At 70.9% G+C, this 19560-nt stretch carries 19 protein-coding genes and 3 pseudogenes; 14 read left to right on the top strand and 8 right to left on the bottom strand.

The genetic code is table 11. From position 1 onward, the window contains the following. The first annotated feature begins 345 nt into the window (after window positions 1-345). The 3 genes from IE239_RS07825 to IE239_RS07815 all read left to right on the top strand — a co-directional run bounded on the left by IE239_RS07825 (window position 346) and on the right by IE239_RS07815 (window position 2774). Window positions 346-1632 (top strand): NAD(P)H-dependent oxidoreductase, encoded by a 1287-nt coding sequence (locus tag IE239_RS07825; RefSeq protein ID WP_190148523.1) that lies wholly within the window; start codon window positions 346-348, stop codon window positions 1630-1632. A 200-nt stretch (window positions 1633-1832) separates the two neighbouring features. Further along, window positions 1833-2048, top strand: a complete 216-nt coding sequence (locus IE239_RS07820; RefSeq protein WP_190148522.1) for a hypothetical protein — start codon at window positions 1833-1835, stop codon at window positions 2046-2048. Between the two features lie 396 nt (window positions 2049-2444). Further along, window positions 2445-2774, top strand: a complete 330-nt coding sequence (locus tag IE239_RS07815; protein WP_190148521.1) for a cupin domain-containing protein — start codon at window positions 2445-2447, stop codon at window positions 2772-2774. A 42-nt stretch (window positions 2775-2816) separates the two neighbouring features. Here IE239_RS07815 and IE239_RS07810 read toward each other — a convergent pair whose 3' ends face one another. Beyond that, on the bottom strand, window positions 2817-4187 hold the full coding sequence (locus IE239_RS07810) for a hypothetical protein (protein WP_190148520.1): 1371 nt from the start codon (window positions 4185-4187) through the stop codon (window positions 2817-2819). Between the two features lie 422 nt (window positions 4188-4609). Continuing rightward, window positions 4610-4750 (bottom strand): annotated as a pseudogene (locus tag IE239_RS07805) (lamin tail domain-containing protein); the annotation flags it as partial. A 16-nt stretch (window positions 4751-4766) separates the two neighbouring features. Here IE239_RS07805 and IE239_RS07800 point away from each other — a divergent pair. The 6 genes from IE239_RS07800 to IE239_RS07775 all read left to right on the top strand — a co-directional run bounded on the left by IE239_RS07800 (window position 4767) and on the right by IE239_RS07775 (window position 10697). Further along, window positions 4767-5105: a hypothetical protein gene (locus IE239_RS07800; protein WP_229877902.1), complete on the top strand. Its 339-nt coding sequence runs from the start codon at window positions 4767-4769 to the stop codon at window positions 5103-5105. Beyond that, complete coding sequence (locus IE239_RS07795) at window positions 5102-5278, top strand: hypothetical protein (protein WP_190148519.1); 177 nt, start codon at window positions 5102-5104, stop codon at window positions 5276-5278. Before IE239_RS07800 ends, IE239_RS07795 begins: the two co-directional genes overlap by 4 nt. Window positions 5279-5539: 261 nt before the next feature. Then, the gene (locus tag IE239_RS07790) at window positions 5540-6760 is read left to right on the top strand and encodes an NUDIX domain-containing protein (protein ID WP_190148518.1); all 1221 of its coding nucleotides are present in this window, start codon (window positions 5540-5542) and stop codon (window positions 6758-6760) included. Window positions 6761-7475: 715 nt separating this feature from the next. Continuing rightward, window positions 7476-8273: a hypothetical protein gene (locus tag IE239_RS07785; protein WP_190148517.1), complete on the top strand. Its 798-nt coding sequence runs from the start codon at window positions 7476-7478 to the stop codon at window positions 8271-8273. 182 nt (window positions 8274-8455) lie between these two features. Beyond that, window positions 8456-8620 carry a hypothetical protein gene (locus IE239_RS07780; RefSeq protein ID WP_190148516.1) on the top strand — a complete coding sequence of 55 codons (165 nt, stop codon included), beginning with the start codon at window positions 8456-8458 and terminating at the stop codon, window positions 8618-8620. 160 nt (window positions 8621-8780) lie between these two features. Beyond that, the gene (locus tag IE239_RS07775) at window positions 8781-10697 is read left to right on the top strand and encodes a hypothetical protein (RefSeq protein WP_190148515.1); all 1917 of its coding nucleotides are present in this window, start codon (window positions 8781-8783) and stop codon (window positions 10695-10697) included. A 304-nt stretch (window positions 10698-11001) separates the two neighbouring features. Here the strand turns inward: IE239_RS07775 and IE239_RS07770 are convergent, their stop codons facing one another. Beyond that, window positions 11002-11352 (bottom strand): hypothetical protein, encoded by a 351-nt coding sequence (locus IE239_RS07770; RefSeq protein ID WP_190148514.1) that lies wholly within the window; start codon window positions 11350-11352, stop codon window positions 11002-11004. A gap of 150 nt (window positions 11353-11502) precedes the next feature. Then, window positions 11503-11610, bottom strand: a pseudogene (locus tag IE239_RS41890) (IS21-like element helper ATPase IstB); the annotation flags it as partial. A gap of 521 nt (window positions 11611-12131) precedes the next feature. On the opposite strand from IE239_RS41890, the gene IE239_RS07765 reads away from it, so the two are divergent. Next, window positions 12132-12461 (top strand): alpha-amylase family protein, encoded by a 330-nt coding sequence (locus IE239_RS07765; RefSeq protein ID WP_229877900.1) that lies wholly within the window; start codon window positions 12132-12134, stop codon window positions 12459-12461. On the opposite strand, the gene IE239_RS07760 is transcribed toward IE239_RS07765, so the two are convergent. Then, window positions 12419-13273, bottom strand: coding sequence for an NAD-dependent epimerase/dehydratase family protein (locus IE239_RS07760; RefSeq protein ID WP_190148513.1), 855 nt, complete (start codon window positions 13271-13273; stop codon window positions 12419-12421). The two genes, IE239_RS07765 and IE239_RS07760, sit on opposite strands and share 43 nt — an antisense overlap. Before the next feature lie 136 nt (window positions 13274-13409). Between IE239_RS07760 and IE239_RS07755 the strand changes: the two genes are divergently transcribed. Beyond that, the gene (locus IE239_RS07755; RefSeq protein WP_190148512.1) at window positions 13410-14258 is read left to right on the top strand and encodes a helix-turn-helix transcriptional regulator; all 849 of its coding nucleotides are present in this window, start codon (window positions 13410-13412) and stop codon (window positions 14256-14258) included. Between the two features lie 366 nt (window positions 14259-14624). Next, window positions 14625-15128 (top strand): GNAT family N-acetyltransferase, encoded by a 504-nt coding sequence (locus IE239_RS07750; RefSeq protein WP_190148511.1) that lies wholly within the window; start codon window positions 14625-14627, stop codon window positions 15126-15128. Window positions 15129-15901: 773 nt separating this feature from the next. On the opposite strand, the gene IE239_RS07745 is transcribed toward IE239_RS07750, so the two are convergent. Both IE239_RS07745 and IE239_RS07740 read right to left on the bottom strand, forming a co-directional pair. Next, window positions 15902-16078, bottom strand: a complete 177-nt coding sequence (locus tag IE239_RS07745; protein ID WP_190148510.1) for a hypothetical protein — start codon at window positions 16076-16078, stop codon at window positions 15902-15904. A gap of 336 nt (window positions 16079-16414) precedes the next feature. Further along, entirely contained in the window at window positions 16415-16798 is a 384-nt protein-coding gene (locus IE239_RS07740) for a MerR family transcriptional regulator (RefSeq protein WP_190148509.1), read from the bottom strand. Between the two features lie 39 nt (window positions 16799-16837). Between IE239_RS07740 and IE239_RS43240 the strand changes: the two are divergent. Both IE239_RS43240 and IE239_RS07730 read left to right on the top strand, forming a co-directional pair. Then, window positions 16838-17645 (top strand): annotated as a pseudogene (locus IE239_RS43240) (SDR family NAD(P)-dependent oxidoreductase). Window positions 17646-18048: 403 nt separating this feature from the next. Then, on the top strand, window positions 18049-19275 hold the full coding sequence (locus tag IE239_RS07730; RefSeq protein WP_229877896.1) for an MFS transporter: 1227 nt from the start codon (window positions 18049-18051) through the stop codon (window positions 19273-19275). Window positions 19276-19300: 25 nt separating this feature from the next. Here the strand turns inward: IE239_RS07730 and IE239_RS07725 are convergent, their stop codons facing one another. Then, complete coding sequence (locus tag IE239_RS07725; protein WP_190148508.1) at window positions 19301-19546, bottom strand: hypothetical protein; 246 nt, start codon at window positions 19544-19546, stop codon at window positions 19301-19303. Between the last annotated feature and the right edge of the window lie 14 nt (window positions 19547-19560).

The raw sequence follows: 19560 nt of genomic DNA, 5'->3' as shown, positions 1-19560 counted from the left end.
CGAAAGCCCTTCTCACGATGGCCCGCACAGGGTGACGGCCCTTTTCCCGGCCTCATCGGGCGTTCCACTGGCCCCTGCGGCCAAGGGCGTCCGGCGACGAAAGTCGTTTCCCTGCCGCCGCATGAGAACGAACAGGTGGCGAACACGCAGTTGTTGCCCAGCTTTGTACCGCAGACTTAGCCTCGCAATTCCGCGACGCATCAAGGGGCATCGGAGATTCGCCATGCTGGTTCACGCCACTCCGCCGAAGGGTGCGGTGCTCACCGTGCACAAGAATCGGGAGGACCATCCTACATTACAGGTTTTGAGCCGGTGCGGTCGGGACCGGTTTCCGGCGGTCCGCCGATGATCATCGTCGACACCGCGCTGCGCCGCCGCATGGAGGAGGGACGACCGATCCGGGTGGGCATGGTGGGCGCCGGCTACATGGGGCGAGGGCTGGTGCGGCACATCACCGCCTCGGTCCCCGGGATGCGGGTGGCCGCCATCTCCAACCGCACCCCGGCCAACGCGGAACGCGCATACAAGGAGGCGGGTCTCGCACCGGTCAGGGCGGACACCAGCGACGCGATCTCGGCGGCCGTGGCCGGCGGGCGGCCGGTCGTCACCGAGGACGCCTTCGCCCTGATCTGCGCCGAGGGCATCGACTGCCTGGTGGACGTCACCGGCGCGGTGGAGTTCGGCGCCCGGGTCACCGTCGCGGCCATCGAACGTGGCCTGCCGGTGGTGACGATGAACGCCGAACTCGACTGCACGATAGGACCGTTGCTGGCTCATCGCGCCCGCTCGGCCCGGGTGGTGCTCAGCGGCGCGGACGGCGACCAGCCGGCGGTGCAGGCCAACCTGCTGCGCTTCGTGCGGAGCCTGGGGGTGACGCCGCTGGTGTCCGGCAACGTCAAGGGCTTCCAGGACGAGTACCGCACCCCCACCACGCAGCAGCCGTTCGCCGACCGCTGGGGCCAGAACGTCCACATGATCACCAGCTTCACGGACGGGACCAAGGTCTCGTTCGAGCAGGCCATCGTGGCGAACGCCTTCGGATTCACCGTGCCACGGCGGGGGATGTACGGGCGCGACCACCGGGGGCACGTCGACGAGCTGACCGAGATGTATGACGTCGACGAACTGCGCGAGCACGGCGGCATCGTGGACTACGTGGTGGGCGCCAAGCCCGCTCCCGGCGTGTACGTCCTCGGCACCCACGACGACCCGGCCCAGCGCAGCTACCTCGATCTGTACAAACTCGGCCGCGGCCCGCTCTACAGCTTCTACGCCCCCTACCACCTCTGCCATTTCGAGGTGCCGCACACCGTGGTGCGCGCCGTGGACTTCGGCGACGCGGCGCTGACCCCGCCCGCCGGCCCCCGGGTGGACGTGGTGGCCACGGCCAAGCGGGACCTGCCCGCCGGTGCGGTGCTGGACGGGATCGGCGGCTACGACATCTTCGGAGTGGCCGAGTCGCATGCGGTCACCCGCGCCGAGGACCTGCTCCCGATGGGGATCGCCCAGGGCTGCGTCCTGCGCCGTGCCGTGGCGAAGGACACCGTGATCGGATACGCGGACGTCACTCTGCCGCCGGGACGGCTCGTGGACGAACTGCGCACGGAACAGAACGAGCTGTTCAGTCCCTGAGGAGGGTCGGGGACTGGCGCGGTGGCTTCCGCGCCGTTTCCAGCCCCCGCCGCTTCGAACCGTACGTACGGTCCTCCCCATACGGCTTTGGGAGCAGATCTTATGAAGGTGCCTCGTTGCGGTGATTCGCGGCAGTTCGGGATGTGGCAGGTTGTGTCAGCTTCTACCGTCGCCGGGGTCGAACCCGCCGTGAGGGGCGGGTGCTGAGCGAGGGCGGGTATGCGGTGCCGTCGTTGATCGAGGCGTTGGAGACCAGCCAGGCCGGGGTACCGGGCCAGGCCGAGCGGCTGCGTGAGCAAATCGCTGGTCTGTCGGAGGAGTTGCCGCCGGCCGAGGAGCGGCTGTCGCGGTTGCGTATCACGCGGGAGACGGTGGAGGAGGCAGGCGGCGCCTTCTTCGCAGGTGCCGGACGCTGAGGGCGGTGGCGGGGATGCCGGTGGCGGGGCCGCGGCGCCGGTGAAGGCTGAGGCTGAGTTGGATGTGACGGTGAGGTCGCAGGAGTACCGGGCGGTTATCGCGTTGTTCGCGACTTCGGGGGCGGCGATGCGCTGCAAAGAGGTGTGCCAGCACCTGGGCCTGGGGACCGAACCGCGCCATGTTGCGGGGATGCGCTCGAAGCTGAAGCGGCTGGCGGAGCGCGGGATCCTGGCCGAGCCGTCGTCCGGGCTGTTCACGGCAGACGGGGACCTCGCGGCCGGGGCCACCCGCACCCGATGCCGGTTCTCCGCCACCAGCGCCCCTGAAGCACTTGCTGCCCGTCACCCGTACGGCGCGTCGGCGGTCACCGCTCTCCCCCATGGAGACCTGTCACCATGCAGAAACTCTCACTCGACGCACTGCTCCGCGAGCACCTGGAACGCGCCAGGGCCGCCTCCACCGGACGCAGCGCCGCCACCGTCCACGGCGGCCACGAACACGTCCTGCGCCAGACCCTCCTCGCGCTGACCGCCGACGCCGTGCTCGCCGAGCACGAGAACCTTGGTGATGCAACCCTGCTGATGCTGCGCGGACGTGTCCGTCTCAGCAGCGGTGACACCTCCTGGGAGGGCCGCACCGGCGACCTGATCGCCATCCCAGAAGACCGGCACAGCCTGCAGGCGGTGGAAGACGCCGCGATGCTGCTCACCGTCGCGAAGACCTGACATCCCACCGTCATCGCCAGCCGGCAACAACGGAGGGGCGGTCTACTCCCCCGTCCCCTCGGCGTGCGCCGACCGGACCTCTTCCAGCAGTTCCGGGTAGTGCTCGCCGTAGGTGTTCAGGGCATGCCAGACCGCGTCCAGTGCCGCCTTGAGCGGGACGGGCTCGGCGGCGGCGAGCACGGCGGGAAGGGCGAAGTGCGGCTGTGAAATCCGCGAGGGTTCGCGCGGGGTGCCGCGGGTGTGGACCACCACGGCGGCATCGTGTCCCGTGCCTGTGGTCGATGTGGTGCTCCGGTCGGCGGGCGCCGTCGATGCGAGCGTGCCCGGTGCCCGGCCGAGGCCCGGCCGGCTCGGTGGGTCCTCCCCCGACTTCGTGGCCGAGACCCACTTTCCGCCAGCCGCCGCCGGAGGGGCCTGCTGCTGGTGGAGCGGTCGGTCCGCGGGGGTCGGGGGCCGGTACGGCGGTCGCTGCGGAGGTATCGCCTCGAGCACCGACCGATCCGGTACGCGCGGATCGGAGCGCAGGGTCTGCGACAGCAGGGCCCGGTCGTCGAACGGCGGCGGCAGCGGACGCTTGTGCGCCAACGCGGTGAGCGCCTCGGCGACCCACGGCACATCGGTCAGGCCTGCCGCTTCGCAGGCCCGCCGCGCGGCCAGCAACGCCACCGCACGCTGGACCCGGGGGCCTGCGGCATCGAGGGCGTGCACCAGGTCGCTGTCGAAGCGCAGCAGACCGAGGACATTGCTCTCGCGGGCGTCGCGCAGTGTCTGGCTCGGCAGCCGTCCGCCCCACTGCCACCGCTCGTGGTGCACTCGCCGTTCCTCGGCGGCCCGCTCCTGCGCCCGGCGGGCCAGGCGTTCGGTCTCGGCGCGGCGCTCAGGGGTGGGCTGGGGCGGAAGTTCGCGGGCGTAGCGGTGCCAGTACGCGGCGATCTGCGAGGTCTGGCGGATCACCCGGTCCGGGCGGGGCGGGGCGGGCCAGAACTGCAGAAGGTAGCTGTCCGCCCGCGGCTCCCCGGTCACTCTGGTGCCGCGTTCGCGTCCCCGGTCCATCCCCCGGGCGCAGTACCGCACCCGGTGGTCGGTCCGGGACAGGTCCAGGTCCCACGCGGCCTCGCCCGCCCACTGCACCAAGCTGGTGCGTTCCGACACCGGCCGGAAGGACACCTCCACCACCTCCTCCCAGTCCGGGTCCACTGCCGGGGGTGCGTCGTGGACTTCCACGACGAAGCCGACATCGCCCGTGTGCAGTCCGGTGTGCAGCCGGAGCGCGCCCGGGACCGCAGCCCCGCACAACCCGCCGCTCTGGCCCGCGAACGCCTCCAGGAGACCCGGCGTCGTACCGCCCGGATCGCTCTCGACGTAGATCTGACTGTAGTGAACATGCACCTCGCCCGTGACCGGCCTGCGCACAGCACCCCCTCGTCCAGGACGGCCTCGGAAATCCCCGTCGGACGGGCCGTCACCTGCCCCGCATCATGCTGCAGACCACTGACAACAGAGCCGAGGAGGCCGTGGGCCGGTGAGGATGTCGGCCGCTGGTGAAGGACGGGCAGCCTGGCGGACACCTCGAGCACCGGCACAGCGATGTTCCTGCCCGGCTCGCGCACAGCGAAGACGGCCGCGACCGGGGGCAAGGTGGGCGGTGGCGAGGAGGAGCAGGGCCGCGAGCGTGGCGGCGGCGACTGCGGTTCGGGTACAGCGCACGGCCCAGTCCTCACCGGAGCATGCACCGTGGCGCGCCCGGCCGTGGAGGTGGCCGGGCGCGCCGGTGCTTCATGCGTGCGTGCGGGTGGGGCGGTCAGCCCTCACCGGTGCGTGGCGGGTGGGGGTGGTCAGTGGCGGCCGCCTCGGTGACGGCCCCAGGACTCGCGGTCTATGAGGCGGCCGCGGTCGTTGCGCAGGCTGGCGGTGTCGTGGTCGTTGTTCCACACGTAGGCACGGCAGTCCTGGCAGAGGTCGGTGCGGGTGTCGCGGCGGCAGATGAGCGCTATGCGCGACCGCACCTCACAGCAGTGGTTCGACGGCCCGCCTAACGACTACACCCGCGACCTGGTCGGCGCCGTGGACGCCTTCACCGCCTCCTGCGCCCGCCACCGCGAGCCGGCGCCGATCCCCACCCACCACCTGCAACAGCGCTACGAGGCGCTCGCCGACCGCCACGACGAGGTCGGTCTGGGCCCGACCGCCGGCTGCCCGACCGCATCCAGGAACTCACTGCACCCCACTGACCAGGCACCGGCAGAAGAGAGCCCGGCAGGGACGAAGGTTTCCACGCCCACCCGCCCCACCGGACTTCACCAGCAGACCCACGAGAGAGCACCGCCATGAACGAGCCTGACCGCACCGCCCCCGCCGCGCGTGTGCCCGGCCGCTTCGGCCTGGCACACGCCTGGATCCGCCGCCGCAACGCCCTCATCTCCAGCGCCCTGCGCGGTGCCGCCTACAGCTCGGGCGCCGGCGCCGTCGGCCTCCTCTCCTGGTGGCTGCGCCACGCGATCTGAGACCTGAGCCGCCACCGGCAGCAGCCGTGGCCAGGTCCGCTCCCCAGCCGAAGAAGGGCGAACCTGGCCGCGTCAGTGGACAGGGGCACTTCCGGGGGCAGCGCGGGCAGCGCCGGGAAACCGGCTTGAGCGGTCGGTGACCGCCAGGGCCGCGGGAGGGAGATCAGGGCTCGGCAGTAAGCCGGAGACCGGGACAGCGCCCGGTGGCGAGCGGGACGATATGACGAGGCGGCTCGGCGACGAGCTTGACGAAAGGACGCGATGACAGCACCCGACGCAGCCGGTAGGACCGAGGCCGAGCAGGTCAACGCCGCAATGTGGCACACCTACGGAGCGCACCACCTCGCCCGGGCCACACCTGTGCCCGAGGTGGACGAGATCGCCTGGGGGCCGGGTGGAACAGGGCCGGGGGACGCGGTCCTGGGCGAGCTGTCGGGCCTGCGCGTGCTCGACCTGGGCTGCGGCCCGGGCCGGCACGCCGCCCACCTCGCCCGCACCCGTCACGCCGCAGTGAACGCCGTCGACCTCTCACCGACGCAGATCGAGCGCGCCCGGGCGCGCTACAACGGTCTGCCGGGCCTGCGGCTGATCCACGCCGACGCCGTCGCGCATCTGCGCACTTCGGCGCCGTACGACGTGATCTGCTCCCTGTCCGCCGTCCACTTCATCGACCCGCACCGGCTGCTGCCCGCCCTTGCAGCGGCCCTCCGGCCCGGCGGACGGCTGTACTTCACCGTGCTGCACACCAACTCTGCCGGGAACGGCCCCTCTTCGCAGGTGATGTCCCGCCCGGAGATCCTCCACCTGGCCGGCGGCGGCGAACTGAGCGGGCAGATGTGGGTGCTCACCACCCGGCTGTGGACGGACCTGCTCGCGCAGCACGGGCTGCGCACCGAGGAGGTCACCGTGCTGGACGCCCCCGAGGAGGGCAACCAGGCCTCCTACCGGCTCTTCCAGGTCCGCAGGCCGGCCCGGATCCCCTCCCGTCCCCGCACCGCCCGGCCGCCCGTCGCCCACGCGGCGGCCGGCGTCGGCGCGGTGCTGGTGGGACCGGACGGTCTGCTGCTCGGCCGCCATCAACGAGGAACCCTCGAGCTGCCCGGCGGCACGGTGGAGCCGGGCGAGTCGCTGCAGGAGACGGTCGTACGGGAACTGGCCGAGGAGAGCGGTCTGCACGCGGACCCGGCCGACGTGCGCCTGCTGGGCATGCTCCTGGACCAGGTCGGCGGCGTCGTGCGGATCACGTTCGGCGCGCTCGTCACGCGGTGGCGCGGCGAGCCCGCCGACCAGCCGGGCGAGCGGGTCGGCGACTGGAGATGGTGGCCGCTGGACGCCCTGCCGCCGGGCCTGTTCGACTGCAGCGCCCAGATCCTCACCGCCTGGCGCCCCGACCTGCCCATCGACCACCCACCCGCCCGCTTCACCCCCTTCGCGAAGCCGCAGGGCGCCGGTCAGGACATCGCCGTTCAGGCCGGAACGTAGTCGCCCGGTACGCAGCCGTCGACGAGCGCCCTCTCGGCGTTCCGGGCCTGCCGACTCGACGCGGGATACGGATGGTAGCCATGCACATTCCGGGCGTACCGGGGCGCAGCCCGGCTTCGGCACCGCCCGCAGCACGGTAGCCGTCTGTGCGACAGGCGACGGCCGCTGGCCCTGCTCACGGGCGCCGCGGGGCTGCTGCTCGTCGGCCGTCGCGCGGCCCGGCTCCTGTTCGTCGTCGCCGAGCTCGCCGCCGCCGTCGGCGGCGGCCGCGAGTGAGCCGCCGGACGCCCGAGCCGGTGGAACTGGCCCGGCCGCGCCGCTGGTTGAGCGCGGCGAAGGGACGACGCACCTTCGCCGCCCTGGCGCGGCGGGCCGGCGCAGGGAAGCTGCCGCCCGCACGCCTGGCCAAGGGTGCCCCGACCCGGACTGATGCCGGGATGCCCAGGCAGCTGCAACCGGCCATGCGCCTGCGACGGGCCCGGCCACATCGCAGCAGCTGCTGCGCCCCCGCAACCACGACCGGACGACGCGGTCTGCTCACGCGTCAGCGGTCGCGACGGCGGTAGTACAGCGGGCGGTCCGATTCCGGCAGACGGCCCGCGGGACCCCAGCCCGCCACCGCTCCCCCCTCCCGACGGGGATCGGTGAACACCAGGCAGGGGTCGGCGTGGCGGACATCGCTGCTGTGTCAGTGCCGCCTGCCACACTGCTGGCCATGTCGCTCGCTGATCTCACTCTCGACCTGTGGCGGACCTTCGACGAGGTCACCGCCCGGCGGATTGCCCAGGACGCCGCTGACCACGTTGGCGGCCGGGTGTCACTGGTCGAGGCCACAGAACACCTCGGTGCCCCGCTGCACCGCGTCCAGGTCGAGCGGGACGGGCAAGAGTTCGCCCTGATACCCGGAGGCCGGATGTCCCTGGGCTTCGACGTCGCCACCTGGCAGCCGACCGCGCAGCAGACCGCCGACTACGCCGAGAGCCTGGAGCAGGGCTACGGTTACGGGCCCGATCTGCGGACCCACCTCGAGCGGATCCTCAGCGCTCGCCGCAGCGTTCACCTGGACACCCTCCTCATGGCCGTGGAGGACGAGAACCTGACCGAACCTCCGGCCGACATACCGGCAGCCCTCTCCGCCCGTGGTCTGCGGATGCCGAGCTCCGACGAGTGGGAACACGCCTGCGGCGCCGGATCGGACACCCTGTTCCGGTGGGGCGACGACTGTCCCCTCGACCGCATCCCCTACGGCGACGACACCGGCCCGCACAACGAGCTGAACGCCTTCGGGCTGCACATCGCCTACGACACCTACCGCGCCGAGCTGACCAGCGATGTCACCGCGGTCCACGGCGGCGACGGGGGCGAGTCGGTGTGCGGCGGCTACGGCCATCTGCTGGCCTGGCTCCCCCTGGCGACAGCCAACCGTAACCCCGGGATGGCCGAGTCCGTGTACGGACCGGTCGGAGAGGACATGTACGAAAACTTCTCCACGCGCCCGGTGCTCACACTCTGAGCAACCGCTCGCGGACGGCCCGATCGACGACCACCTCGCGGCTGGTTGGGACAGGATCGCTCTACCCTGGTGAGGGCGAAGAGCGCCGTTCGTCAGATCCCCCCGCCCCATGACCGGACCAACGAGCGACCGGTCGGAAAGTCACATGATCCGCCGGACAGAATCCAGCCGCGCGCGGGAGGGTGGCTGGAGCGGACGTCATACTGGACGCCACCGCCGACGTGCCGCACCTCTTCCAGTCGTTCGCCAGCGTCCTGGGCGAGGCGGGCGACGCACTGGACCACGTGGTTCTCTTCCTCGGCCAGCGTATGCGCGCCGCAGGCGCGGCCCGCATGTCAGTCAAGTAGGTCCAGCCCCCGGCGCGCACCCGGGCCGGGCCTCCAGGGGCGCGACGACGGTGGACGGCGAACGCGCCGGTGCACGTCGCACGGGGTCCGGCCGTCCCACTGTCAGACCCCTGTGATGCACTGTTTTCGATCAGGAGAACAATCACCGGGGGAGGCCGTGATGGGGTCGTACGACGCACCGGACGAGGAGGTCCACAGGGCGGCGGTCGCCGCGGTCGACCTGTTGCGTCGCCTGGCTGCCGAAGAGAGCCAGGGCGACCCGCCGCTGCCCGCCGATGCCGACGTCGTGCGCTTTCTGGGGCGTACTCCCGCCCACCGGTACCCCCGGTCTGTCGGCCGTCCTGAGTGGCTGGCCGAGGCCTGGCTCCGCTGCGGCCTGCCGGCGGACGCCCAGGTGCTCCGCCCGCATCCTCCGGCCGACGGCGGCGAGGCACTTGAGTCGTTGCGTGACGACGTGGCGGCCGGCCCGCTCGCCGCTGATCGCCGCTGGGCCAACGTCCGCCGGCTGTCGGCCGCCTATGAGGCCGGGACGCTCGCGGTGAAGGACGTCGTTGAGACGTACCCGGCGCGCTGGACGATGCCGATCGGCGCGCAATTCGAGCGCAGCCGGGCGCGTCGTGCCTTCGAACTCGAGGTGCGCAGACACCTCACGGCCTCGCTGGGGACCGATCCGGCCTCCTGGCGCAAGCTGCTCATCACCGTCGACGCCCTGTGCCGGCCCGGTGGAGCGGGCCCGGACGCCCTGCTCGGCTGGCCCGCGTTGGTGCGACGCTGCGCGGACACCGTGGCGGTCGCCCCCGCCCGCCTGCTGCCCGAGCAGCAGCTGACGGGACGGAAGACGGCGGACCAGTTGCTGCGCGCCCAGTGGTGGTGGCCGACGGGCGAGGTGCTCCTGCGGTGCGAGGCCGAGGTTTTGGACGCCCTGATGCCGGAACTACCTTCCGGCACGGGCACGTTGCTGGCGCAGTATGTGCTCGCCCTCCGCCGCGGTACGCCCAGGGCGGTCCTGGAACACCTCCTGCGCAGCCGGGACCGGGAGGCCCTGCTCGTGCTCGGGCGTGGTGCCGACCTGACCCGGGGCACCGCGCTGCGGCTGCTGGCGTGCGGCGATCCGGAGATCCACCTCGCCGTCCTGGACCTCCACTTCTATGTGGGCCCCGAGGAGCGCCGCGCGGCCCTCGCCGACCCGTCGGTGCGGCTCGCGCCGCACGTCGACCGCATCCCGTGGAACGCGCTCCCCGACTGCCTGCATGCCGCCGAGCCGGAACTCGTCGAGGCGGCGTTCGCCAGCAGCCACCGGTCAAAGTTCGGCATGCCCGAGCAGCTCACGGGCTGCCTGAACCTGCTGCGGCACGCGGGTCCGGCCCGGTTGGCGGCACTGCTCAACACCGGGGTCGTGAGCCCGACGGTCACCCGTGTCTGCCGGAAGGCGCTGACCGCCGCCGACCCGCTCACGGCCCTCAGCGCCCGGGTGGACAAGGAGCTGACCACCCAGAAGCTCTCCTCGCGCCTGCGCCGTCTCGGTCCGCAGGCCGGCGCGGTCGCCGCCGACCGGTTGATGCAGCTCTTCCCGGACCCCGACTGGGACCACCTGGAGGCGGAGCACGCCCGTGAGCCCTTCCGGTACTGGTCACAGATGGTCAACCGCCCCGGCACACCATCCGGCGTCGTGGCCCGCCACCTCGAAGCGGTACGCCGCGACCACCGCAGGCACCGGTCGTACGTGCGGACGTGGATCACGGACGGGGGCACGCCGCGGGGCCTGCTGGACTTCAGTACCGACCAGGACACCGGGCAACTCGACGAACTGCTCGCGGAGGGGGTGGTGACGTCCGAGGACCTGCTGCGGCGCGTGGATCAGGGCCCGTGCGTACTGCGCCTCCTCGGTGACGCCCAGTGCCGGCCGGACGCTCTCCCGCAGCTCGGGGAGGCGGTGGAGAAGCTCAGAGCCCTGGTCCGCACCCACCTGCCAGCGACGGACGACGCCGCCTGGCAGCGGCTGTACGGGCGGCTGGCGGGCCGCGACCCACGTCGTCCCGAGCGCGGCACGATCGAGGAGCTGCTGGCCGCCGCGTGAGGTGGTGTCGGCCGTGGGGCCGGGCCGTTTCGATGCCGGGTCCGGCGGCCCTCAATCCGGCACGGTGATCAGGCGTGATCGGCGGCCGAGGCGCTGCCACAAGCGGCGGTAAGAGAGTCGAACGGCAGGAGCCGTCCCGGTGAAGCCCACGGGCGCCACCGCGCCCCCTGCGGCATCAAGGGGGCGCGGCTTCTCGGGCCTGGCTACGTAGGTGAGTCGTAGGAACGAATGTCATTGAGTGCTGACAGCGGTTCTCGCCCGAGCGGCTCGGGAATGTCGGTCAGAAGTAGAAGCGGCTGGGCTGTCAGACATCGATTCGACGCATCCACCACGGCAGACCTGTGGCTGCGAAGGGATTGTTGAGTGTGCGCCGGAGGTTGGTGTCGTCCGCGGGGCCGACAGCTGCGGCAAGTTCGCGGCGTGCCTTGGTCCTCAGCGCATGGAGCGTGATCTCCAGCAGGGTGCGGACGTGGTAGATGCCGTTGCGGAGGTCGATGTCATCGCATTCGTAGAACCGATCCGTCTTCTCGCATGGCCGTCGGGCAACGTCACTCCACCGGCGAAACGCGTGCGCAACCTGGCCCGCGGGAAGGCCGTGACGGCGCTCGAATACGGTGATCTGTCTGTTGGCCGAGGCGGACAGCCCGTGGATCACGGGTGCCCGCCGGTGGTGCATGCGGCGCGGCAGGAGCCGCGCTCTGATCTCGCCCGGTGACCGGCGAGGCATGAACACTTCCAGAGGAAGACATCGGGTCGCCCGACCCTGGATCTCGCTGGCGGCAGAGATCAAGTCTTCGGGACGGGCTCAGCTGGTCGGCTGCTGCCCGGCCCGGGCGCGAGTAGTGGCGAGACGGTATGAGTCGGTGCCGGCCTCGATGATGTTGCCGCCGTAGGTGAGGCGGTCGACAATGGCCCACACCAGAGCCCGCCAACAGGCCAGCGCGGGCTCCCGACGACCGGTGTCACCGTTCCCGAATGCGCCACCACCACCAGCGCCCCGCTGTCCACTCGCTCACCCAGCCCGGGTTCGGAAGAGTACGCCGCTCGAACTCGATGTCGATCTGCTCTACCAAGCGGCCCAGATCAGCTCGGGCTCCTCCCGGGAGGCGCTGCAAAGCCACTTCCAGATCATCTCGGCCGTCTTCGATCTCGATGCCGGGACTCTCATAAGGGCCAGTCAGATATCGTCCCGGCTGCCTGAAAGCCCACTCGAACCGGCTCAGTGCGTAAGCGACGGCGTCCGGCCACAAGTACTCGGCCTCAACACGTCGCACTGCCGCCCGGGTTCGAGCGGATACACCTGGAATCTGACGGACCAGCACGTGCTTGGGTGGCCGCCACCGCTCAGCGCGGACGGCCTTCGGGCGCCTACGCGGCATCGCCCTTTCGGATCAGAATCATGTCGGCATTCTGCCACGGCCCGCGCCTTCGAGGGTGGGGCCACCCTGGAACGCCGACAACTACGGTCTCGACCGCGACCACCCGGGCGCCCAGGCGTACTACGACTCCCAGGTCGCGCAGTTCGCCGAGTGGGGCATGGACTTCGTCAAGGCCGACGACATGCTCTTCCCCTACCACGAGCGGGAGATCGCCGCATACGCGCGGGCCATTGAGCGCAGCGGGCGGCCGATCGAGCTGAGCCTGTCGCCCGGCACCGACGCCTCGCCGATGACCACGGTGCGGTTTCTCGGGGTGTCCCTGGACGATCCGACGGACGACCGTCACAGGGCTCCGGCGTCGCGGGCCGTCCAGACGCTCGGGTAGATGGGTCGGAAGCCGAGCTCCCGGCGGATCCGCTGGGTGGACACGATCCCGAACCACGGGTCGGAGTCCGTGAGTTCGTGGAGCCCGGCGGGCACCTCGACTCCGTTGAGCTGGTACAGCTCGACCGTCGTGACGGGGGCGTCATCGCCGATGTTGTAGATCCGGCCGGCGATACCCGGCGCGTACAGCAATCGCATCAGACCCTGGGCGACATCCGCGTGGTGGGCCATCTGCAGGCGCTGGTGCGGCGCCCAACCGGCAGCCCAGTGCAAGACGTTGGCGAGGTGCGGGTCGCCCTCACCGTAGACGAAGGGGAGCCGCCCGATGCGTACGTCCAGGCCCTTGAGCGCGAGCAGTTCACGCTCGGCCTCGGCCTTGGACTCGGGGTAGGCGCCCCACATCTCGCCGCCCGGCCGGCTGTCGTCCTCCTCAGTCAGCGGACGGCCCCGTCCGACGCCGTACACATTGTTCGTGCTGACCTGCACGAACCGCTCCACCCCGGAGGCCTGCGCGGCGCGGCCCAGGGCCACCGCGGCATCCCGGTTGACGGCCCACGCCTCCTCGTCCGGCACCCCGCGGAAGGAGGCGGCGACGTTCACGACGGCGTCCACACCGGCGAGCGCCTTGCCGAGTGTCTCCTCGTCGCGCATATCTCCTACGGCGACGTGGGCTCCCAGCTCCGCGAAGCGCTCGCCGCGGGCCGCGTCCCGCACCAGGACCCGCACCTGCTCGCCCGACTGCCGCTGGGCCAGCAGCCTCGGCACGAAGCGGCGTCCGACCTGTCCCGTCGTACCGGTCACCAAAGTCAGCATGATGTGCTCCTCACGCGCTGTGTCGCCTGTCGTTGATGACCAGCCTCGGCGGATGCGGGGACGACCGGGAGAGACCTCTTCATCAGGGGATCGCAAGTCCCTGGATAAGCCGGCCGGTCTCCCACACCCTGGAGAGGTGAACCGAGCCGAACTCGCCGACTTCCTGCGCCGCGCTCGCGCCCGCCTGGGCCCTTCCGACGTGGGCCTCACGGCCGGAGCCCGCCGCCGTACGCCGGGGCTGCGCCGCGAGGAGGTGGCCCAGCTGGCCGGCATGTCCGTGGACTACTACACGCGGCTGGAACAGTCCCGGGGCCCGCGCCCGTCCCGTCAGATGCTCACCGCGCTGGCCCGTGCCCTGCGCCTGACGGAGGACGAACGCGACCACCTCTTCCACCTCACCGGTGAACAGCCGCCGCGCTGGGAGGCGACCAGCACGCACGTGCGCCCGGGCCTGCTCCTGGTGCTGGACCGGCTGCACGACACCCCGGCGATGGTGGTGACCGACTACGGCGAGGTCCTGGCCCAGAACGCGCTGTCGCGGGTGCTGAGCGGAGACGTCCTCGCCTGTCCGCCCCGAGGACGCAACATGATCCGCAGCTTCTTCCTGGACCCGGCGGCCCGGGAGCTGTTCCCGCCCGAGGACCGCCCAAAGCGCGCCCGCGAGCAGGTCGCCGGCCTGCGAGCGGTGGTCTCGGCCCGCCCCAAGGACCCCGAACCCGCCTCCCTCGTCGCCGAACTACGCACGGCGAGCGAGGAGTTCGCCAACCTTTGGGACGAGCACGAGGTCGCCGTACGCCGCGGTGCCGCGAAACGCTTCCGGCACCCGACGATCGGCATCCTCGAACTCGACTGCGAGGTCCTGGTCAACTCCGACCACAACCAGCAACTCGTCATCCACACGGCTCGCCCAGGCACGGAGTCGTACGAGCGCTTGCAGTTGCTGCAGGTGGTGGGCTTGCAGGACCTGACGCCGACGGGCCCCTGACCGCGTGCGCGCCTTCGCGGACGCCCCCTGCCACCGCTCATCGCCCACGATCGGCGAACTCCCGCGCCGTCTGGGGGACAGCGGCACAATGCCCGCCACTGGCACAGGCAGGCAGACGACCACCCCTGCTACCGAGCACTCAAGCTCTGCTCGACACCCACGCCGAATAGCCGGCGAGGCGATCGACAGCACACCGCGGCCCCGCCAGTGAGAAGCCGTTGCCATAGCGATCATGGAGTCTGTCGATCGAACGGGAGTTTCGATCGGGTGATCGCGCGGGTCCTGCCAGGCATGAGAGCAGGGCCTGTGGATATACGGGGAAAATCCAGGGGAGCGGACGGGCGCTCGCTGCTACGGTCGGGCGCCATGAGCTGGCTTCCCGATGACTTCGTCCACCCCGTCCTGGTACCGCTCCCGGGCGGTGGTCATCACCTGCGGCCGATCCGGGAGGCGGACACCCCGCTCGACTATCCGGCTGTGATGGGTTCGCGCGAGCGGCTGTGGACCATCTTCGGCCCGGCCTGGGGCTGGCCCGCGGCCACCATGACCTACGAGGCCGACCGGGCCGACCTGTTGCGGCACGAGAAGGAGATCGCCGCGCACCAGTCCTTCAACTACGCGCTGTTCGACGCGGCGGAGACAGCTCTGCTCGGCTGCGTCTACATCGACCCACCGGAGAGGGCCGGCGCGGACGGCGAGATCTCCTGGTGGGTGGTGGACGAGCTGGTGGGCAGCAAGGTCGAGCAAGCCCTCGACCCGCTGGTGCCGCAGTGGATCGCCGACGACTGGCCGTTCGAGCAGCCTCGCTTCCTCGGTCGCGAGATCTCCTGGTCGGACTGGCTCGCCCTGCCGGAGCATCCCGACACGTAAGTGGTTGTTGCCCGTACCGATCTTGAAGGCTGTCGATCGACCGGGAGTCTCGATCGGGTGAGTGCGGCGGTCTTCCACGGTGACGAAGCCGACAACGGTGCCCTTGGTTCCGGTGATGGCGGCCAGGTGTGTGCCGTCGGCGCGCATGGCGGTCAGAGTCGTCAGTGGTGTGTCGCTCTCCACGCGGGCCACGGTGTGCAATGGCCCTCCCGGCCATACCCAGTCCGACGCCCAGCATGGCGCCTCCGATGGCGACGCAGCCGGAAGACAGCCGGCCGGCCTTGTTCTCATCGGCGCAGGCTCCCGTGCTCGCGGCGACGAGGAAGCCCAGCAGGCACGCGGCGCTGATCAGGCAAACCACCAACGAGAGAGCACCTGATCACTCCTGCACGTGACCCGAACGGCACCTTTCGGCAGAGGGCTCTGTCTGTCCGCGGTGAGTCGCCCAGCGCCGGCACACCCGGTCCCCGATTTCCCCGATGCCGACCAGCAACGCCGAGATGCGGCGCATGCCGTGAGGGCAAAGGCGTGACCAGCGGCATGGCCAAGGAGCCACAGAGCCAGGGCCGGAATGGCGTTGAGCGGCGCAGCGGCATAGAAGGCGAGACACGCCAGGCCGCGCGGACGCGTCGGATGCAGGCGAGGGCGTAGTCGCTGTGGTACACGGCCGGTGAGGCGGGCGATGCCGACAGGCAACAGCGTGACAGAGAAAACGGCGAGGCCAATCCACTGCCAGAGCATCGGCGCCAAGCTCCTGTCGGGCAGTGAAGGGATCACTTGCGGCGGAGCGCGGCGATCACGAAGAAGCCGATGATGAGGGTGGCCAGACCGAGCGCAAGAACGGGGAAGCCGGGACCGGGCAGCACGTAGAGCACAGCTCCGGCCAGGAGCAGTAGTGCTCCTACGATCACCAAGGCGACGCCGATAAACGGTTTGGTGGCAAGCGACATGACAGTGAAGTCCTCCGGGCAACGTCGACGAACGGGCACACGGCCCTGGAAAGACGCCGAGCGGACTTCCCGGCACGCCCCACGCCGAACTTGACGCGTTCTGCACAGAGTAGCTCCCACAACCGACTCTGCCCCGATCACCTTGCCCCGGCCGCACCTCACCCCGGGTTGCCCGACGCCCGCCGACTTCCGCCTTGAAGCACGGCTGGTGGGGGTGAGTCCCGTCAGTCGCGACCAGGGAACAGGGCAGCATCGGAATACTGCCTCTCCACGAGTTGAGAACTCGGTGGAGCCAGCCGAGTGTGCGGCATCCTCCTCGTGGCGGTTTCAGTCGCCTCAAGCGGAGCCGTGGGGTTGGCCGCCGAGGCCGGTGGGGGCCGCCGTGCCCGTGAGGTACCGGTCGAGCATCTCGCGGCGCTGAGCGATCTGTTGCTCTTGACGGGCGAGTTCGTCGCGGACCTGCCGGACGCGGGCCAGGAGTTGTGTGCACTCGCCTGCGGGCGGTGTCGGTGCGGTGCGGTGCAGGATGTCCCGGATGATCTGGGAGGGCAGTCCCGCGCGGTAGAGGTCCTGGATGAAGGCGACCTGGCGGACGGCTTCCTCACCGGACTCCCGGTATCCCTTGGAGCGGCGGTCGCTGGAGAGCAGCCCTTGGTCCTCGTAGTACCGGAGCGAACGGGTACTGGTCCCAGTGGCCCTGCTGAGTTCTCCGATGCGCACGCCGTCTCCTCCGCCGATCCAGGCTTGACATTCACGTTAATGTCAAAATTTACCGTTCTGCGCATGAAGACGAAGGAACAGACCAGGCCGGGAACTGCAGTCGTGACCGGCGCCGCGACAGGCATCGGGGCCGCGATCACCGAGCGGCTGGCCGGGCAGGGCATGCACCTGGTCCTGGTCGCACGGGACGGCGCACGCCTGGAGGCGGAGGCCAAGCGGCTGCACGCCGAGCACGGGGCTCAGGTGTCGACGCTCGCTCTGGACCTGTCGCACCAGGGTGCTCCTTCCCGGCTGGCCGAGCGGCTGGCGGGTGCGGGAACCGAGGTCGACGTGCTGGTCAACAATGCCGGCGTCAGCCTGTTGGGGCCGGTCGCCGACAGCGATGCCGCGCGGGTGCGGGGCCTGGTCGACCTCGATGCCGGCGCGGTGGCAGAGCTGACGGCGCTCTTGCTGCCCCCCATGGTCGCGCGGGGGAGCGATCGTCGACATCGCGAGCACCGGTGCGTACGCGCCCGCTCCGTATGTGGCCGCCTATGCGGCCTCGAAGGCGTTCGTGCTGTCCTTCACCCAGGCGGTGTGGGCCGAGACGAGGGCGACGGGGGTGCGGGTCGCGGCAGTCAGCCCCGGTCCGACCGACACGGCGATGAACACACGGCGCATGCCGGGCAAGCGGGGGCCCGGTTCCGTGCCGGACACCGTCATGTCCGCCTTGCGCGGCCGGGGCCCGGCGGTCGTGGACGGCCGTCTCAACACTTTCCAGACCTTCGTCTTCGGCCGCCTGCTGCCCGCGTCAGCGGCTGCCCGGATCGCGGAGCGAATCCTGCGCAAGGCGGCGCTCGGGAACTGAAGCCCCGCGCAAGCCCCGCATCCATCCCTCATGCCTCATGCCTCATGCCTCATCCCTCATCCCTCATCCCTCATCCCTCATCCCTCATCCGCCGGTCCGATACGTCCGAAGCGCACGCGCACGCAACTCCAGCGGGTACTTCCTCGGGGCAGGCATCGTCCGGACTCCTCTCACGAAACCCGTCTGACCCTCTGTCACCCATCAGCGCATCTCGGGGGAACCTCACAGACAGACATGCACCGAACAGATGGATGAACCCCTTCCCGCTCCGTCACCGTGTGCTTTCGGACAGCCTCGGCTCAACGGGTCTGCACGTCTGGGGTTGTGTGTACGTTGAATGAGGCTCAGCAGCTTCGGGGTGGGCGGTGCGGGCTGCCACAAGCCGGAACGGAAAGAGAGGCGTATGGTCGCGGCGCAACCCGCTCGATGGCGCAGGCTGTCGGTGCTCGTGGCTCTGATGTCGGCCGCCTTCACGTTCAACACCGCTGAGAACCTGCCGATCGGCCTCCTGGAACTGATCTCCCAGGGCTTGCACGTGTCTCCGTCGTCGGTCGGCTACCTGATCACCGGCTACGGAGTGACAGTCGCCGTGGTGTCCCTGCCCTTGGCCCACGCCACACGGGCCGTGCCCCGACGCCAGGTACTGACCGGGCTGCTGGCCGTGCTCGTCGTGTCCAGCCTGATGTCGGCGCTCGCCACCTCGTACGGGATGCTGCTCGTCGCCCGGCTGCTGACCGCACTCGCCCAGGCTCTGTTCTGGGCGGTGATGGGGCCGGTCGCGGTCGGCCTGTTTCTCCCCCAGGTCCGTGGGCGGGTGGTCGGGGCGCTGTCCGTCGCCGGCTCGCTGGCCCTGGTGATCGGTGTGCCCGCCGGGACCTGGCTGGGCCAGCAGAGCGACTGGCCGGTGCCGCTCGGGGTACTGGCGGGCCTGGGACTGCTCTCCCTCATCACGATCGCCGTACTGCTGCCGACCTCGCGCCCGGAGGAGGGACACGCCGCGTACGGCACCGCTCCGGACACTCGCCGGTTCGGAATCGTGCTGGCCGCCACCACCCTGTCCGTCACCGGGGCATTCGCGGGATACACGTACATCGTCAAGTTCCTGGTCCAGGTGAGCGGGTTCTCCCAGGGCACGGTCAGCGTGCTGCTGGCGGTCTCCGGTGTCTCGGGCGTGGCCGGGGTGAGCATCACCGGGGCGTTGCTGGACCGGCACCCGCGCGGCACCCTCACGACCGCCGTGGCCACCCAGGCGGCGGGTCTGCTCGGCCTGTACGCTTCCGGCTCCTCTCCGGTGGCGGCGGTAGCGTTCCTGGCTCTGCTGGGCGGTTCGCTCGGCCCCGTGTTCATGGCCACCCAGAACGAGATGCTGCGCTGTGCGCCGGGCCGTACGGAGATCGCCCTCGCGGCCAACTCCGGTGCCTTCAACGCCGGTATCGCGGCGGGCGCCGCACTCGGCGGCCTGGCCCTGCCGCTCACCGGAGTACGCGAAACCTTCGCCGTGGGCGGACTGCTGACCGTTGGCGCCTGCGCGGTGCTGATCGGCGAGCGGCTGCTGCCGCCTTCGTCGAGGGCAGCGCAGGAGGCCCGCCCGGAACCGTCGACGCAGGACACCGTCACCGAACGCGGCTGACGCCGACGGAGCGGTCCCGTCGGCGTCAGCCGGCCTCACCAGGCGTGCGCCTCCGGGGCGGGCCCCTTGGGCCGGGGAACAGCGCGTCCAGCTCCTTGAGCCGGTCGCCGTCGGAGGAGACCCGCAGCGCCGCGAGCCCGTTCTCGAGCTGCTCGGCCGTGCGGGGGCCCAGGATCGGCGCGGTGACGCCCGGCTCCAGCAGCCGCCGAGCCAGCTGGTTGGCCCAGGCGTCGAGCTGCGCATAGGTCAGCCGCTGGTCGCCGCAGTTCACGGCGGCGCGTCAGG

It is taken from the genome of Streptomyces humidus, from assembly GCF_014649655.1.
GTDB classification, from domain to species: Bacteria; Actinomycetota; Actinomycetes; order Streptomycetales; family Streptomycetaceae; genus Streptomyces; species Streptomyces humidus.
This window is presented reverse-complemented; position numbering and strand designations above follow the sequence as displayed.